The sequence below is a fragment of the Variovorax sp. GW531-E2 genome (genome assembly GCF_059423125.1).
Window position 1 is genome coordinate 16,013 of record NZ_JBWKXQ010000077.1, and the last position, 15,757, is coordinate 31,769.

Here is a 15,757-nt window from a genome sequence, read left to right on the forward strand (position 1 = left end):
CAATCACCCCGACTTCCATCCCATGACCTCTCGCAAACTCATCGGCGTGCTCACGCCTTCCTCGAACACGGCGCTCGAGCCGCTGACCAGCGCGATGGTCGCGGCCGTGCCCGGCGTCTCGGCGCATTTCTCACGCTTCACCGTCACCGAGATCTCGATGCGCGACGCGTCGCTGAACCAGTTCGACGACAGCAAGATCCTCGAGGCCGCGCGGCTGCTGGCCGACGCGCGCGTCGACACCATCTGCTGGAGCGGCACCTCGGCCAGCTGGCTCGGCTTCGAGAAAGACCAGGCGCTGTGCGCGCGCATCACCGAAGCCACCGGCATCCCGGCGACCACCTCGGTGCTGGCGCTCAACGAACTGCTGGCCGCGCAGGGCGCGCGCACGCTGGGGCTGGTGTCGCCGTACGTCGAGGACGTGCAGCGGCGCATCGTCGCCAATTACGCGGGCATCGGCATCGACTGCGTGGCCGAGCGCCACCTGGACCTCACGGTGAACTTCTCGTTCAGCGAGGTCGAGCCCGACACGCTGCGCCGCATGCTGCGCGAAGTGGCGCAGCAGCGTCCCGACGCCATCACCATCATGTGCACCAACCTGAGCGGCGCGCAGCTGGTCGAGGAGATGGAGCGCGAGCTCGGCATCCCGATCTACGACTCGGTGGCCACCGTGGTCTGGCGCGCGCTGAAGACGGTCGGCGTCGCCCCGGGCGCCGTGAAGGGCTGGGGCCGGCTGTTCGACGCGAACGCCTGAGCGCTCGCAACCACCCCCGACTCAGACAGAAAAGCAAAGAAAGACCATGACCTTCCGCGACCTCGATCTCGTGGTGCGCAACGCCCGCGTTGCCACCGCCAGCGACACCTTCGATTCGGACATCGGCATTGCCGGCGGCCGCATCGTGCAGCTCGGCCTCGGCCTGCCGCCCGGCCGGCAGGAGATCGACGCCGCCGGCCGCTACGTGACGCCGGGCGGCGTCGACGCCCACTGCCACCTCGACCAGCCGATGGAGCCGCCCGTGCGCATGGCCGACGACTTCGGCTCGGGCACCCGCGCCGCCGCCTGCGGCGCCACGACCACCGTGATTCCGTTCGCCGCGCAGCAGAAGGGCCAGTCGCTGCGCGCCGCCGTGCAGGACTACCACCAGCGCGCCGAGGGCCGCGCCCACGTCGACCACGCCTTCCACCTGATCGTGAGCGACCCGACCGAGGAGGTGCTCAAGCACGAGCTGCCGCAGCTCATCGCAGAGGGCTACACCTCGTTCAAGATCTACATGACCTACGACGATCTGAAGCTGGACGACGGCCAGATCCTCGACGTGCTGTCGGTGGCGAGAGAGCAGGGCGCGATGGCCATGATCCATGCTGAGAACGCCGACTGCATCGAGTGGCTGACCAAGCGGCTCGAAGCCAGCGGGCGCACCGCGCCGCGCTTTCATGCGCATTCGCGGCCGATGCTGGTCGAGCGCGAGGCGACGCACCGCGCCATCGCGCTGTCGGAGCTGGTCGACGTGCCGATCATGATCGTGCACGTGTCGGGGCGCGAAGCCGTCGAGCAGATCCGCTGGGCGCGCGCGCACGGCCTGAGCGTGTTCGCCGAAACCTGCCCGCAGTACCTGTTCCTGACCGCCGAAGACCTGGGCATCGACGACAGCTACCAGGGCGCGCGCTGCGTCTGCAGCCCGCCGCCGCGCAACCGCGAGAACCAGCAGGTGATCTGGAACGGGCTGTCCGACGGGCTGTTCACGATCTTCTCGTCGGACCATGCGCCGTTCCGCTACGACGCGCCCGAGGGCAAGAAGCCCGGCGGCGAAGAAGTGGCCTTCCGCCACATCCCGAACGGCATTCCCGGCATCGAGACGCGGCTGCCGCTGTTGTTCTCGCACGGCGTGCTCGACGGCCGCATCACCATCAACAAGTTCGTCGAGCTGACGTCCACCAACCCCGCCAAGGCCTACGGGCTGCACCCGCGCAAGGGCACGATCGCCGTCGGTGCCGATGCCGACCTCGTGGTCTGGGGCACCACGCCGCGCGCCATCCGCAACGCCGACCTGCACCACGACGTCGACTACACGCCCTACGAGGGCATCGAGGTGAAGGCCTGGCCGGCGCTGACGCTGGCACGCGGCGAGGTCGTGTGGGACGGCGAACGCTTTCATCCGCGCGCCGGACGCGGAGAATTCCTGCGCCGGGGCGAGCCCTCCTTGCTGCCGAGCCGCCGACCCGCCTGAACCTGGAGCCATCGCCATGAACCTGCTGCTCATCAACCCCAACACCTCGCAAAGCGTCTCCGACCTGATCGCGGCCGAGGCCCGGCGCGCGGCCGCGAGCGACACACACATCGAGGTGGTCACGGCGCCCTTCGGCGTGGCCTACATCGAGACCCGCTTCGAATCGCTGATCGGCGCCTATGCCGCCGCCACGCTCGCGGCCGAGCACCACACGCGGCACGACGCCATCGTGGTCGCGGCCTTCGGCGACCCCGGCATCGACGGCCTGCGCGAGGCGCTCGACATCCCCGTGGTCGGCCTCACCGAAGCCGCGCTCATGAGCGCGTGCCTGCTGGGCAAGCGCTTCTCGATCGTGGCGATCTCGCGCCGCATCACGGCGTGGTACCGCGAGTGCGTGCAGGCCAATGGCCTCATCGACCGGCTCGCGAGCATCCGCAGCCTGGACGGTCCGCTCAAGGACATCGGCCACGTGCAGGACGACCACGGCCAGCGCCTGGAGGCCCTGTGCATGTCGGCCATCGAGGACGACGGCGCGGACGTGATCATCATTGCCGGCGCGCCGCTGGCGGGCCTGGCGCGCTCCATCAAGGACCGCATTCCGGTGCCGGTGGTCGACGGCGTGTCGAGCGCCGTGTGCCATGCGCAGACGCTCGTGTCGCTGGCACCCGCGCCGGCGCGGCTGGGCAGTTTTGCACCGCCGCCGATCAAGCCGAACCACGGGCTGCCCGAGGCCCTGGCGCGGCTTCTGGCACGCGACGGCGCCCGCGCGCCAGGCTGAGGCGGTGGGCCCCGTGACGCTCTGCAGCCTCGAGGGGGCGTCGATAGAATCGGCGCCGATGCCCACCAAAGCCCCAGCCCGCAAGACCAGCGCGAACGGCGCGACTGGCGCCACCGGCACGACCGGTGCCCCCCCTGTCCGCGAACACAGCGTCGACGAGATCGCCGAGAAGATCTCGGCCGCCATCCTGGAACACCGTCTCGCGCCGGGCACGAAGCTGGGCGAAGACCGGCTGGCCACGATCTTCGCGACCAGCCGCGCCAAGGTGCGCGAGGTGCTGGCCCGGCTGGCGCACGAACAGATCGTCGAGCTGGTGCCGCAACGCGGCGCCTTCGTCGCCAAGCCCACCATCGAGCAGGCCCAGGACGTGTTCGAGGCGCGCCGCCTCATCGAGCCCGGCGTGCTGCGTCGCCTCATCCGCACGCTCGACGACGCCAAGCGGGAGCGCCTGCAACGCCATATCGAGCTCGAGGCCGATGCACGGCGCCGCGACGACAAGCGCGCCATCGTGCGGCTGTCGGGCGAGTTCCATGTGCTGCTGGCCGAGCTGGCCGGCAATTCGGCGCTGGCGCGCTCGATGCGCGAGCTGTCGGTGCTGACCTGCCTGATCATCTCGCTGTACGACGCGCCGACGGCCACCAGCTGCCGCGCCGACGAGCACGAGGAAATCGTCGCCGCCGTGAACCGCGGTGACGCCGCACGGGCCGAGAAGCTCATGCTGCATCACCTCGACCACATCGAGCAGAGCCTGAAGCTGGACGACAGCGCGGAAGAGGTCGATCTCGAAAGCGTGTTCAGCTGAACCGGAGGAGGTCGGGCAACGGCATGCCCGATGTCCACAAGGCACAGGCAGACCCATTGCGGGTGCCCAACAAACAAAAAGCCCCAGCAGCTTGGCAGCTACTGGGGCATCGTTTTGGCGGAGCAGGCGGGATTCGAACCCGCGGAGGGCTATTAACCCTCACACGCTTTCCAGGCGTGCGACTTAAACCGCTCATCCACCGCTCCTGAGCCCACGATTGTAGCGCGGGTTTTCAGTCGTTTCAGTTCGGGCCGGCGCTTTTCCCGGTTTGGATCATGCGCATGGCCGACGAGATCAGCGCGGCCGTCTCGGTCATGTTGCTCGGCACGATGAGCGTGGTCTTCGAGTCGGCGGCCACCTTGCCGTAGGCATCGACGGCGCGCTCGGCCACCTTCAGCTGCACGGCCTGTTCGCCGCCCGGCTGGCGGATGGCCGCGGCCACGCGCTCGATGGCGTCTGCCGTGGCGGTGGCCACGGCCGTGATGGCAGCGGCTTCACCTTGCGCGTTGTTGATCTGAGCCTGCTTCTCGCCCTCGGAGCGGGCAATGAAGGCTTCGCGTTCGCCGGTGGCGATGTTGATCTGTTCCTGGCGACGGCCTTCCGAGGCGGCGATGAGCGCGCGCTTGCCGCGTTCGGCGGTGATCTGCGCCTGCATGGCCAAGAGGATTTCCTTGGGCGGCGTCAGGTCCTTGATTTCGTAGCGCAGCACCTTCACGCCCCAGTTGAGCGCGGCTTCGTCGATGGCGGCCACGACCTGGGCGTTGATCACGTCGCGCTCCTCAAAAGTCTTGTCGAGCTCGAGCTTGCCGATCACGCTGCGCAGCGAGGTCTGTGCCAGCTGGGTCACGGCCACGATGTAGTTCGACGAGCCGTAGCTGGCGCGCATCGGGTCGGTCACCTGGAAGTACAGGATGCCATCGACCTGCAGCTGCGTGTTGTCGCGCGTGATGCAGATCTGGCTGGGCACGTCGAGCGGGATTTCCTTCAGGCTGTGCTTGTAGGCCACGCGGTCGATGAACGGGATCAGGAAGTTCGGGCCGGGCGTCATGGTGCCGTGGTATTTGCCCAGGCGCTCGCGCACCCATGCGTTCTGCTGCGGCACGAACTTGACCGACTGGCTGATGAAGATGATCGCGATGACCAGGATGATGAGAGGAACTGAAAATTCCATGGTGTTGCTTCCTTTTCGAATGCGTTTTTCTGACTGACCGATTGAACTGCTAGATCTGCTAGATCTTGTCGACCACGAGGCGGCTGCCGACCACCTCAACCACGCGGTGTTCGCCGGTGGAGGGCGCATGGCCCGCGCGCAGCACGACGGTCCATTGCGAGCCGCGGTAGCGCACGGTGGCGGTGCCGTCGAGGTTCCAGGCATCGACGTACACGCTCTCGCCGATGTCCAGGTTGAGATCGCGGTTGGCCTCGCTGGAGGGCTCGGCAGGGCGGTTGCGGCGGATCAGGTACCAGGTCACGACCGCGCCCACGCCGACCACGGCGGCCACCAGCAGTTGCGTGACGAGGCTGAAGCCCAGGTGGGCGGCGATGGCTGCGGCGGCGAAGCCGGCGGCCAGCAGCAGCAGGTACACCGTGCCGGACAACAACTCGGCCACGATGGCCGCGCCTGCGATCAACCACCAGAAGGTGGGATTTCCCATGGCAACTCCTCTCTTCTTTTGTTACTTGGACCTTCGCCATTCTGCGGCATGGCGCGCCATGCGCCTGTGTCGCGTAGGGATATGGCGCCCGGTGGGGCTGCTCGGGCCGGCGGGCCCTGCGGGGCTTGCAGGGGGCTGACGCAATCCGTCATCCGAATTCCGTACACTTCGCGCCTCGCTCATTGCCTGTCTGACTGCCTGTCCGGAGCCCCGCTCATGAAATTTCGCTTTCCCATCGTCATCATCGACGAGGACTTCCGCTCCGAAAACACTTCGGGCCTCGGCATCCGCGCGCTCGCGCAGGCCTTCGAAAGCGAGGGCTTCGAGGTGCTGGGCGTCACGAGCTACGGCGACCTGAGCCAGTTCGCGCAGCAGCAAAGCCGCGCCAGCGCCTTCATCCTGTCGATCGACGACGAAGAGTTCTCGGTCGGCCCCGACCTCGACCCGGCCGTGCTGAGCCTGCGCAGCTTCATCGGCGAGGTGCGTCGCAAGAACGCCGACGTGCCGATCTACATCTACGGCGAGACCAAGACCTCGCGCCACATCCCGAACGACATCCTGCGCGAGTTGCACGGCTTCATCCACATGTTCGAGGACACCCCCGAATTCGTGGCGCGCCACATCATCCGCGAGGCCAAGAGCTACCTGGAAGGCGTGCAGCCGCCGTTCTTCAAGGCGCTGATCGACTACGCCGAGGACGGCTCGTACTCGTGGCACTGCCCGGGCCACTCGGGCGGCGTGGCGTTCCTGAAGAGCCCGGTGGGCCAGATGTTCCACCAGTTCTTCGGCGAGAACATGCTGCGCGCCGACGTCTGCAACGCGGTGGAAGAACTGGGCCAGCTGCTCGACCACACCGGCCCGGTGGCGGCCAGCGAGCGCAATGCGGCGCGCATCTTCAATGCCGACCACTGCTTCTTCGTGACCAACGGCACCAGCACCAGCAACAAGATGGTGTGGCACCACACGGTGGCGCCTGACGACGTGGTGGTGGTGGACCGCAACTGCCACAAGTCGATCCTGCACGCGATCATCATGACCGGCGCGATTCCGGTGTTCATGAAGCCCACGCGCAACCACTTCGGCATCATCGGCCCGATTCCGAAAAGCGAGTTCGAGCAGAGCGCCATCAAGGCCAAGATCAAGGCCAACCCGCTGCTGGCCGACGTCGATCCGAACAAGGTCAAGCCGCGCGTGATGACGCTCACCCAGTCGACCTACGACGGCGTGATCTACAACACCGAGACCATCAAAAACATGCTCGACGGCTACGTCGACACGCTGCACTTCGACGAGGCCTGGCTGCCGCACGCCGCCTTCCACCCGTTCTACGGCGCCTACCACGCGATGGGCAAGCGCCGCGTGCGCCCGAAGGAATCGCTGGTGTTCGCCACGCAGTCGACGCACAAGCTGCTGGCCGGCATCAGCCAGGCCAGCCACGTGCTGGTGCAGGACTCGCAGAACCGCGCGCTCGACCGCGACCTCTTCAACGAGGCCTACCTGATGCACTCGTCGACCAGCCCGCAGTACGCGATCATCGCGAGCTGCGACGTGGCCGCCGCCATGATGGAGCCGCCCGGCGGCACCGCGCTGGTGGAAGAGAGCATCCTGGAAGCGCTCGACTTCCGCCGCGCCATGCGCAAGGTCGAGGAAGAGTTCGGCAAGGACGAGTGGTGGTTCAAGGTCTGGGGCCCCGAGAAGCTCGTCGACGAGGGCATCGGCCGCGCCGAAGACTGGATCATGCACGGCGAGAAGAACGGCAAGCCCAAGAGCAAGAAGTCGCCGCGCAACTGGCACGGCTTCGGCGAACTGGCCGACGGCTTCAACATGCTCGACCCGATCAAGTCGACCATCGTGACGCCGGGCCTGGACCTGGAAGGCAACTTTGCCGAGACCGGCATTCCCGCCAGCGTGGTGACCAAGTTCCTGGCCGAGCACGGCGTGATCGTGGAGAAGACGGGCCTGTACAGCTTCTTCATCATGTTCACCATCGGCATCACCAAGGGCCGCTGGAACACGCTGCTCACGGCGCTGCAGCAGTTCAAGGACGACTACGCGCGCAACCAGCCGATGTGGCGCATCCTGCCCGAGTTCTGCCAGCAGCACCCGGGCTACGAGCGCCTGGGCCTGCGCGACCTGTGCCAGCACATCCACCAGCTGTACGCGCGCTACGACGTGGCGCGCCTCACGACCGAGATGTACCTGAGCGACCTGACGCCGGCCATGAAGCCCAGCGACGCCTTCGCCCACATCGCGCACCGCAAGACCGAGCGCGTGGAGATCGACGAGCTCGAAGGCCGCATCACCACCAGCCTGATCACGCCGTACCCGCCGGGCATTCCGCTGCTCATCCCGGGCGAAGTGTTCAACAAGAAGATCGTCGACTACCTCAAGTTCTCGCGCGAGTTCAACCTGCAGTGCCCGGGTTTCGAGACCGACATCCACGGCCTGGTGGCGCGCATCGACGAGACCGGCAAGAAGCGGTACTACGCGGACTGCGTGCGCAAGGCAAGCTGAGAGAGGAGCGTGCCCCGGTGCGGGGCACGGTCTGCGAAGGCGGGGCTAGCCTTCGCGCACGCGCATGAAGCGCGCGAACTTCGGCAACCCGCTCGGGTGCGTGCCGTTGTAGCGGTAGGTCACCAGGCTGCCGATCGGCGGCGGCTGGTCGCGCTCGGCGTCGGTCAGGCCGGTGCCGAGCCGGAAGCGCTGGCCGTCAGGCATCTCGACCATCAGTGCGCCGAGCCGGCCGTGGTGCTTGCCCTTGCCAGGCAGGTGCGCGACCACGCGGGCCTCGGCGTCTTCGAAGGGCTTGACCTTGAGCAGGTCGTTGTTGCGCTCGCCGCGGTACATCGATGCGCCCCGGTGCAGCATCAGGCCTTCGCCGCCCATCTTCACGGTCTTGTCGAGCAGCGCCTGCAGGTCCTCGTGCGTGGTCGCGGGCTGCTGCGGCACGGCCACCACCCAGGGCGCGTCGGTGATGGGCAGCAGCTTGCGCAGCGCCGCGAGGCGGGTGTTGAAGTCGCCGCCCTGGGCGGGCAGGTCGAACACCATGAAACGGATCTCATGCCAGGCGGTGTCGCTGGGCGTCTGGCTGCGCACGGTGGACATCGTGTGGTTGAAGCGGCCACGCCCGGCCCACAGTTCGCCGTCCAGCGGCTGTTTCGGCAGCGAGGCGGTGAACCACGCCGGCGCCATGACAGGCTCGCCGCCACGGGTCCAGAGCTTCTGGCCGTCCCAGTAGCCGCGCACGCCGTCGAACTTCTCGCTGACCCAGTAGCCCGCGAGCGACATGCCGGGGCGGTAGACCTCGGCCAGCATCAGGGCGGGGGCGGCCGCGCGCGCGAACGCGGCGCGACCCGAAAGGGCTGCGCCCAGTCCCGCAAGCAGGAGGAGGGAGCGTCGATTCAACACGGTGGCAGGCGCTGGGAGCCGAGAGGGGAAATTACTCCGCCATGCCTCCGACCACGTTGCTGAAGCCGCCGTCCACGTAGGTGATCTCGGCGGTCACGCCGCTGGCCAGGTCGCTCAGCAGGAAGGCGGCCACGTTGCCGACTTCCTCGATGGTCACGTTGCGGCGGATCGGCGAGGCGTCGGCCACGGCCGTGAGGATCTTGCTGAAGCTCTTGATGCCGCTGGCGGCGAGCGTCTTGATGGGGCCGGCGCTGATGCCGTTCACGCGCATGCCCTTCGGGCCGAGCGAGGCGGCGGTGTAGCGCACCGACGCCTCGAGCGAGGCCTTGGCCAGGCCCATGGTGTTGTAGTTGGGCAGCGCGCGCTCGGCGCCCAGGTAGGTCAGCGTGAGCAGGGCCGACTTGTCGTTGAGGTAGGGCAGGGCCGCCTTGGCCATGGCCGGGAAGCTGTACGCACTGATGTCGTGCGCGATCTTGAAGCCTTCGCGCGAGAGGCCTTCCAGGAAGTCGCCGGCGATCGACTCGCGCGTGGCGAAGCCGATGCTGTGCACGAAGCCGTCGAATTTGGGCCAGGTCTGGGCGAGGTCGGTGAAGAGCTTGTCGATCTGCGCGTCGTCGCCCACGTCGCAGTCGAAAATCAGTTTCGAGCCGAAGTCTGCGGCATATTCGGTGATACGGTCCTTGAATCGCTCGCCGACATAACTGAAGGCGAGTTCCGCGCCCTGGTCGTGACAGGCCTTGGCAATGCCATATGCAATGGAGCGATTGCTCAACACACCGGTGATCAACAGTTTCTTGCCGGAAAGAAAGCCCATGAAGTTGCCTCGTGAAAATCTTGGGCAGAATTCTCGCATGCGAGGTTGGCTGCTCTGGATGTTGGCGCTCCTGGCGCTGCCCTCGTGGGCGGCGCACGGGCTGGGCATGGGTTACGAGCCCAAGTACCCGGCGTCGTTCACGCATTTCGACTACGTGAACCCCAACGCGCCCAAGGGCGGCGACCTGACCCTGTCGGCCGCTGGCAGCTTCGACAAGCTCAACCCCTTCATCTTGCGCGGCGTGCCGCCGGTGGGCATGGGCTACAGCGCCAACGGCTTCGTGTTCTCCGAGTACGGCCTGCTCTTCGATTCGCTGACCACGCCGAGCGAGGACGAGCCTTTCTCGCAGTACGGCCTGCTGGCCGAAGACATCCAGCTGGCGCCCGACCGCTTGAGCGTCACGTTCCGGCTGAACCCCAAGGCGCGGTTTTCCGACGGCTCGCCGGTGCTGGCGAAAGACGTGAAGTACTCCTTCGACACCCTGCGCAGCAAGGCGGCCGGGCCGACCTTCCGCTCGTACTGGGCCGACATCAAGGAGGCCGTGGTGACGGGCGAGCGCACCATCCGCTTCGACTTCGTGCGCCAGAACGCCGAGCTGCACATGATCATCGGTGGGTTGCCGGTGTTCTCCAGCGCCTGGGGCAAGGGCAAGCCCTTCGACCAGATCGTGACCGAGGCGCCGATCGCGAGCGGGCCGTACGTGGTGGACAGGGTCGATTTCGGCAAGTTCATCTCCTACCGCCGGCGCCCGGACTACTGGGCCGCCAACCTGCCGGTGCGCAAGGGGATGTTCAACTACGACACGGTGTCGTACCAGTATTTCAAGGACTCGCTCGGCGAGGAAGAGTCGCTCAAGGCCGGCGCGCTCGACGCGATGGAAGAGCGCTCGATCATCGCCTGGGTGCGCCGCTACAAGGGTCGCCGCTTCGACTCCGGCGAGCTGGTCAAGGAAGAGATCGCGCACCGCCGCTTCACCGGCATGCAGGGCCTGGCGCCCAACCTGCGGCAGCCGCGCTTCGCCGACATGCGCGTGCGCAGGGCGCTGGCGCTGGCCTTCGACTTCGACTGGCTCAACGCCCACCTGTTCTACGGCCGCCGCGGGCGCACCCAGAGCTACTTCCAGAACAGCGACGACCTCATGGCCCAGCCCGAGGTCAGCCCCGAGGAGCAGGCGCTGATCGACAAGCTCAAGACCCGGCAGCGCTACCTCGACAACACCAAGGGCGAGCTGCCGCGCCCCGACAGCAGCGGCGACACCGCCGAGGGCCTGCGGCGCAACCTCGTGAAGGCGCAGGAACTGCTCAAGGAGGCCGGCTGGACCTACCGCGACGGCGCGCTGCGCGACAAGGCCGGCACGCCGTTCGTGATCACCATCGACATCGCCGATCGCAGCTCGGGCGTGGTGCTCGCGCCGTATGCGCGCAACCTCGGCAAGCTGGGCATCCGCCTGGACTACCGCCTGCGCGACCCGAGCCTGCTGAAGAAGAAGCTGGACGACTTCGATTTCGACATGGCCATCAGCCTCGTCGGTGGCTCGTCGAGTCCGGGCAATGAGCTGTACGAGGACTTCGGCTCGAAATCGGCGAGCGAGAAGGGCAGCCAGAACCTGAGCGGCATCAGCGACCCGGTGGTCGACGAGATCGTCGAGGTGATCGTCAACAGCCACGACCGCGCCTCGCTCGCGGCGGCCGCGCGGCTGCTGGACCGCTACTTGCTCCACCAGCACTACATGACCCCGATGTACTACGGCAAGCAGTATTTCATTGCCCACAAGCGAAAGCTGCGTCGCCCCGACGCGCCCTTGCCGCAGCGCCTGCTGGCCGGGTCGGCGATGCTGACGATGTGGTGGATCGAGTCGAGCGCCAAGTAAGAGAGCAAGAACACGCATGGCCGCCTACCTGATCCGACGCCTCCTGCTGATCGTTCCCACGCTGTTCGGCGTGCTGCTGCTCAACTTCGCCATCGTGCAGTTCGTGCCGGGCGGTCCGGCCGAACAGCTGCTCTCGCAACTCACCAACAAGGAGAACCGCATCTCGGGCGGCCCCACCGGCCGCACGCTCGACGCCAAGCAGGTGGCCGAGATCAAGGCGCTCTACGGCTTCGACAAGCCGGCCCCCGAGCGCTTCTGGCAGATGCTCAAGCAGTTCGCGCGCTTCGACCTGGGCAAGAGCTTCTTCCAGAGCAAGGACGTGTGGCAGCTCATCAAGGAGAAGCTGCCGGTGTCGATCAGCCTGGGGCTGTGGACCTTCTTCATCAGCTACCTCATCGCGGTGCCGCTGGGGGTTGCTAAGGCCGTGCGCGCGGGTTCGCGCTTCGACTTCTTCACGACGCTGCTGGTGCTCGTCGGCTACGCCATCCCGGGCTTCGTGCTGGGCGTGGCGCTGCTGGTGATCTTCGGCGGCCAGCTGCAGTGGTTCCCGCTGCGCGGGCTGACCTCGCCGAACTGGGAATCGCTGAGCTGGGGCGCGCGCATCGTCGACTACCTGTGGCATATCACCTTGCCGGTGACGGCCATGGTGCTGGGCAGCTTCGCGATCACCGCGATGCTCACCAAGAACTCCTTCCTCGAGGAAATCCGCAAGCAGTACGTGCTGACGGCGCGCGCCAAGGGGCTGGCCGAGCGGCAGGTGCTCTGGAAGCACGTGTTCCGCAACGCGCTGATCCCGATCATCACGGGCTTTCCGACGGCGTTCATCGGCGCCTTCTTTTCGGGCGCGCTGCTGATCGAGACGCTGTTCTCGCTCGACGGCATGGGCCTGCTGAGCTACGAGAGCGTGCTGCGGCGCGACTACCCGGTGTTCCTGGGCACGCTCTATCTGTTCACGCTGATCGGGCTGGTGACCAAGCTCATCTCCGATCTTTGCTACGTCTGGGTCGATCCGAGGGTGAAGTTTGACTGAAGCCGCCGCCGTGTCCGTGAGCCCCGGGCGCCGTGCCTGGCGCCGTTTCCGCCGCAACCCGCTGGGGTTCTGGAGCCTGGTCGTCTTCTCGGCGCTGGTGGTGCTGAGCCTGTTCGCCGACGTGCTCTCCACCGACAAGCCACTGGTGGTGCGCTACGAAGGCCAGACCTACTTCCCCGTGCTGCGCGACTATTCCGAGAAGACCTTCGGCGGCGACTTCGAAACGCCCGCCGACTACCTCGACCCCTTCATCGAGCAGCGCATCACGCAGGGCGACAACTGGGCGCTGTATGCGCCCAACCGCTACGGCCCGGCCACGCTCAACTATTTCTCGAAGCCGCCGAACCCCGCCGCACCCTCGCACGCGAACCTGCTGGGCACCGACGAGCGCGGGCGCGACCTGCTGGCCCAGCTGATCTACGGCTTTCGCGTGAGCGTGCTGTTCGCGCTGGCGCTCACGGTGGTCGGGGTGGTGCTGGGCATCGCGACCGGTGCCGTGCAGGGCTTCTTCGGCGGCAAGATCGACCTGACCTTCCAGCGCCTGATCGAGATCTGGAGCGCGATGCCCGAGCTGTACCTGCTGATCATCTTCAGCGCGATCTTCACGCCGAGCGTGTCGCTGCTCTTGATCCTGCTGAGCCTGTTCGGCTGGATGGGGCTGTCGGACTACGTGCGCGCGGAGTTCCTGCGCAACCGCCAGATGGACTACGTGCGCGCCGCGCGCGCGCTCGGCGTGGGCAACCTGCAGATCATGTGGCGCCACATCCTGCCCAACAGCATGGTGCCGGTCGTCACCTTCCTGCCGTTCCGCATGAGCGCGGCCATCCTGGCGCTGACCTCGCTCGATTTCCTCGGGCTGGGCGTTCCGCCCGGCACGCCGTCGCTCGGCGAACTGCTGAGCCAGGGCAAGGGGAACATCGACGCCTGGTGGATTTCGCTGTCCACCTTCTGCGTGCTGGTCGTCACGCTGATGCTGCTGACCTTCATGGGCGACGCGCTGCGCGATGCGCTCGACCCCCGCAAGGCCGACAAATGACGACGACTCGCGACACGACGAAGAACCAGCCCTTGCTCGACGTGAAGGGGCTGCGCGTCGCCTTCGGCGGCAAGCCGGTGGTGCATGGCATCGACCTGCAGATCGCGGCGGGCGAAAAGCTCGCGCTGGTCGGCGAGTCGGGCTCGGGCAAGACGGTCACGGCGCTGTCGCTGCTGCGGCTGGTGCAGAACGCCGACCTTGACGGGGTGGCGACCCTGTCGGGGTCGCAGGCGCAGCGCGGTGCGCGCGACCTGCTGTCGATTCCGGAGCGCGAGCTGCGTGGCATCCGCGGCAAGGAGATCGCGATGATCTTCCAGGAGCCGATGACCGCGCTCAATGCGCTGTACACCGTGGGCGACCAGATCGCCGAGGTGCTCGAGCTGCACGAGGGGCTGTCGGCCCGCGCCGCACAGGAGGCCGCCGTGCAGCTGCTGGCCGACACCGGCATTCCCGAACCGGCGCGGCGGGCGAGGTCGTATCCGCACCAGCTCTCGGGCGGGCAGCGCCAGCGCGCCATGATCGCCATGGCACTGGCCTGCAAGCCGCGCCTGCTGCTGGCCGACGAGCCGACCACGGCGCTCGACGTCACGGTGCGCGCGCAGATCCTCGAGCTGCTGGCCGAGCTGCAGCGCAAATACGGCATGGCCGTGCTGCTCATCACCCACGACCTGAACCTGGTGCGCCGTTTCGCCGACCGCGTGGCGGTGATGGAGCGCGGCCACATCGTCGAGCATGGCCCGGTGGGCACGGTGTTCGAGGCGCCGCAGCATGCCTACACCCGCAAGCTGATCGACAGCCATCCGGCGCGCGACGTGGCCGAGGCGGCCGCCGATGGCGCGGCGCCGCCGGTGCTGGAGGCCCGGGCGCTGCGCGTGAGCTATCCGGTGTCGCGTCCCGGCTTCGCGGGCTGGTTCCGCAAGGGCGAGTTCGTCGCCGTGCAGGGCGCCGATTTCCGGATCGCGCCCGGCGAAACGCTGGGCGTGGTCGGCGAATCGGGCTCGGGCAAGTCGACGCTGGCGCTGGCCGCGCTCGGCCTGCTCAAGCACCGGGGCGAACTGCAGGTGACGGGGAAGGGCTGGGCGGTGGACCGCGCCTCCGACCTCGCGCTGCGCCGCACGATGCAGGTGGTGTTCCAGGACCCGTTCTCGTCGCTCTCGCCGCGCATGACGGTCGAGCAGATCGTGGGCGAGGGGCTGCGCGTGCATGCGCCCGAGCTCGACGCCGCCGCCCGCCGAGCGCGCGCGCTCACGGCGCTGGCCGACGTGGGGCTGAGCGAGGCGCAGTTTCCCGCGCTGCTCGACCGCTATCCGCACGAGTTCTCGGGCGGGCAGCGCCAGCGGCTGGCGATCGCCCGGGCGCTGATCGTCGATCCGCAGTTGCTGGTGCTCGACGAGCCCACCAGCGCACTCGACGTGACCATCCAGAAGCAGGTGCTCGGCCTGCTGCAGCGGCTGCAGCGCGAACGGGGGCTGAGCTACCTCCTGATCACGCACGACGTCGAGGTGATCCGCGCCATGGCGCACCAGGTCATCGTGATGAAGGACGGCGCGATCCTCGAATCCGGGCCGGCCCTGCGCGTCCTCGACGCCCCCGAGCATCCCTACACACAGAAGCTGGTGGCTGCGGCGCTGCTGGAATAAAAAACGGAGACGGGTAGTAATGTCGAATATCGGACACGACCGGCGCGGTGCCTGGCGCGCGGCGCTGGCCTGCATGGTCACGCTGGCGGTGGCCATGGGCCTGGGGCGCTTCGCTTTCACGCCCATGCTGCCCATCATGCTGAGCGAGGGAAAGCTCGAGCTGGCCGGCGGCGGTTTGCTGGCGTCTCTTAATTACCTGGGCTATTTCTTCGGCGCGGTCAGCTGCGCGGCCATCGGCATCAAGGCGTCGAGCATGGTGCGCGGCGGGTTGCTGGCCACGGCGGCCTTGCTGGTCGGCATGGGGCTGCTGCACAGCTTCGTCGGCTGGGGCGTGCTGCGCGCGGCGGCCGGGGTGATGAGCGCCTGGGTTTTCGTGTTTGCCTCGGGCTGGGGGCTGCGCCGACTGGCCGAGACGAATTCGCCCATGCTGGCCGGCGTGATCTACACCGGGCCGGGCATCGGGATCGCCATGACCGGCCTGCTGGGCGGGGCGCTGGGC

At 67.5% G+C, this 15,757-nt stretch carries 14 protein-coding genes and 1 tRNA gene; 10 read left to right on the forward strand and 5 right to left on the reverse strand.

The genetic code is table 11. From position 1 onward, the window contains the following. The first annotated feature begins 22 nt into the window (after nt 1–22). The 4 genes from AC07XP_RS29060 to AC07XP_RS29075 are packed head-to-tail and all read left to right on the forward strand — an operon-like array spanning nt 23 to nt 3,805. Nucleotides 23–751, forward strand: a complete 729-nt coding sequence (locus tag AC07XP_RS29060) for a maleate cis-trans isomerase family protein (protein WP_354342085.1) — start codon at nt 23–25, stop codon at nt 749–751. Between the two features lie 46 nt (nt 752–797). After that, nucleotides 798–2,225: a dihydropyrimidinase gene (hydA, locus tag AC07XP_RS29065; RefSeq protein WP_495266618.1), complete on the forward strand. Its 1,428-nt coding sequence runs from the start codon at nt 798–800 to the stop codon at nt 2,223–2,225. Between the two features lie 16 nt (nt 2,226–2,241). Beyond that, nucleotides 2,242–3,003, forward strand: coding sequence for an aspartate/glutamate racemase family protein (locus AC07XP_RS29070; RefSeq protein ID WP_369646963.1), 762 nt, complete (start codon nt 2,242–2,244; stop codon nt 3,001–3,003). A 58-nt stretch (nt 3,004–3,061) separates the two neighbouring features. Then, on the forward strand, nt 3,062–3,805 hold the full coding sequence (locus AC07XP_RS29075) for a GntR family transcriptional regulator (RefSeq protein WP_495266619.1): 744 nt from the start codon (nt 3,062–3,064) through the stop codon (nt 3,803–3,805). Nucleotides 3,806–3,920: 115 nt separating this feature from the next. Here the strand turns inward: AC07XP_RS29075 and AC07XP_RS29080 are convergent. From AC07XP_RS29080 to AC07XP_RS29090, 3 genes are all read right to left on the reverse strand, one after another. Further along, a tRNA-Ser gene (locus tag AC07XP_RS29080) sits at nt 3,921–4,011 on the reverse strand. Nucleotides 4,012–4,046: 35 nt separating this feature from the next. Continuing rightward, complete coding sequence (locus AC07XP_RS29085; protein ID WP_056580537.1) at nt 4,047–4,976, reverse strand: SPFH domain-containing protein; 930 nt, start codon at nt 4,974–4,976, stop codon at nt 4,047–4,049. 58 nt (nt 4,977–5,034) lie between these two features. Further along, nucleotides 5,035–5,460: an NfeD family protein gene (locus AC07XP_RS29090; protein ID WP_139701638.1), complete on the reverse strand. Its 426-nt coding sequence runs from the start codon at nt 5,458–5,460 to the stop codon at nt 5,035–5,037. 216 nt (nt 5,461–5,676) lie between these two features. Between AC07XP_RS29090 and AC07XP_RS29095 the strand changes: the two genes are divergently transcribed. Then, on the forward strand, nt 5,677–7,974 hold the full coding sequence (locus AC07XP_RS29095; RefSeq protein WP_139701637.1) for an arginine/lysine/ornithine decarboxylase: 2,298 nt from the start codon (nt 5,677–5,679) through the stop codon (nt 7,972–7,974). Between the two features lie 45 nt (nt 7,975–8,019). On the opposite strand, the gene AC07XP_RS29100 is transcribed toward AC07XP_RS29095, so the two are convergent. Together AC07XP_RS29100 and fabI are read right to left on the reverse strand one after the other, a co-directional pair. Continuing rightward, the gene (locus AC07XP_RS29100; RefSeq protein ID WP_062479832.1) at nt 8,020–8,868 is read right to left on the reverse strand and encodes a DNA ligase; all 849 of its coding nucleotides are present in this window, start codon (nt 8,866–8,868) and stop codon (nt 8,020–8,022) included. Nucleotides 8,869–8,899: 31 nt separating this feature from the next. After that, nucleotides 8,900–9,682, reverse strand: a complete 783-nt coding sequence (gene fabI, locus AC07XP_RS29105) for an enoyl-ACP reductase FabI (RefSeq protein ID WP_095745393.1) — start codon at nt 9,680–9,682, stop codon at nt 8,900–8,902. A gap of 37 nt (nt 9,683–9,719) precedes the next feature. Here fabI and AC07XP_RS29110 point away from each other — a divergent pair, with 37 nt between their 5' ends. From AC07XP_RS29110 to AC07XP_RS29130, 5 genes are all read left to right on the forward strand, one after another. Further along, nucleotides 9,720–11,552: an extracellular solute-binding protein gene (locus AC07XP_RS29110; RefSeq protein WP_495266620.1), complete on the forward strand. Its 1,833-nt coding sequence runs from the start codon at nt 9,720–9,722 to the stop codon at nt 11,550–11,552. 16 nt (nt 11,553–11,568) lie between these two features. Beyond that, on the forward strand, nt 11,569–12,582 hold the full coding sequence (locus AC07XP_RS29115; protein WP_062479827.1) for a microcin C ABC transporter permease YejB: 1,014 nt from the start codon (nt 11,569–11,571) through the stop codon (nt 12,580–12,582). Continuing rightward, nucleotides 12,575–13,618 (forward strand): ABC transporter permease, encoded by a 1,044-nt coding sequence (locus AC07XP_RS29120; protein ID WP_062479825.1) that lies wholly within the window; start codon nt 12,575–12,577, stop codon nt 13,616–13,618. The genes AC07XP_RS29115 and AC07XP_RS29120 overlap by 8 nt, the downstream gene beginning before the upstream one ends. Further along, nucleotides 13,615–15,258, forward strand: coding sequence for an ABC transporter ATP-binding protein (locus AC07XP_RS29125; RefSeq protein WP_495266621.1), 1,644 nt, complete (start codon nt 13,615–13,617; stop codon nt 15,256–15,258). Before AC07XP_RS29120 ends, AC07XP_RS29125 begins: the two co-directional genes overlap by 4 nt. Nucleotides 15,259–15,277: 19 nt before the next feature. Further along, nucleotides 15,278–15,757 (forward strand): YbfB/YjiJ family MFS transporter (locus tag AC07XP_RS29130; RefSeq protein ID WP_495266622.1); only part of this gene is annotated, 480 nt, incomplete at its 3' end.

What these genes read in the sequence shown, in the direction of transcription:
- hydA (WP_495266618.1), top strand. Translation starts at nt 798, where the DNA reads ATGACCTTCCGCGACCTCGATCTCGTGGTGCGCAACGCCCGCGTTGCC.
- AC07XP_RS29085 (WP_056580537.1), bottom strand. Translation starts at nt 4,976, where the DNA reads ATGGAATTTTCAGTTCCTCTCATCATCCTGGTCATCGCGATCATCTTC.
- AC07XP_RS29090 (WP_139701638.1), bottom strand. Translation starts at nt 5,460, where the DNA reads ATGGGAAATCCCACCTTCTGGTGGTTGATCGCAGGCGCGGCCATCGTG.
- fabI (WP_095745393.1), bottom strand. Translation starts at nt 9,682, where the DNA reads ATGGGCTTTCTTTCCGGCAAGAAACTGTTGATCACCGGTGTGTTGAGC.
- AC07XP_RS29070 (WP_369646963.1), top strand. Translation starts at nt 2,242, where the DNA reads ATGAACCTGCTGCTCATCAACCCCAACACCTCGCAAAGCGTCTCCGAC.
- AC07XP_RS29110 (WP_495266620.1), top strand. Translation starts at nt 9,720, where the DNA reads ATGCGAGGTTGGCTGCTCTGGATGTTGGCGCTCCTGGCGCTGCCCTCG.
- AC07XP_RS29060 (WP_354342085.1), top strand. Translation starts at nt 23, where the DNA reads ATGACCTCTCGCAAACTCATCGGCGTGCTCACGCCTTCCTCGAACACG.
- AC07XP_RS29115 (WP_062479827.1), top strand. Translation starts at nt 11,569, where the DNA reads ATGGCCGCCTACCTGATCCGACGCCTCCTGCTGATCGTTCCCACGCTG.
- AC07XP_RS29095 (WP_139701637.1), top strand. Translation starts at nt 5,677, where the DNA reads ATGAAATTTCGCTTTCCCATCGTCATCATCGACGAGGACTTCCGCTCC.
- AC07XP_RS29125 (WP_495266621.1), top strand. Translation starts at nt 13,615, where the DNA reads ATGACGACGACTCGCGACACGACGAAGAACCAGCCCTTGCTCGACGTG.
- AC07XP_RS29075 (WP_495266619.1), top strand. Translation starts at nt 3,062, where the DNA reads ATGCCCACCAAAGCCCCAGCCCGCAAGACCAGCGCGAACGGCGCGACT.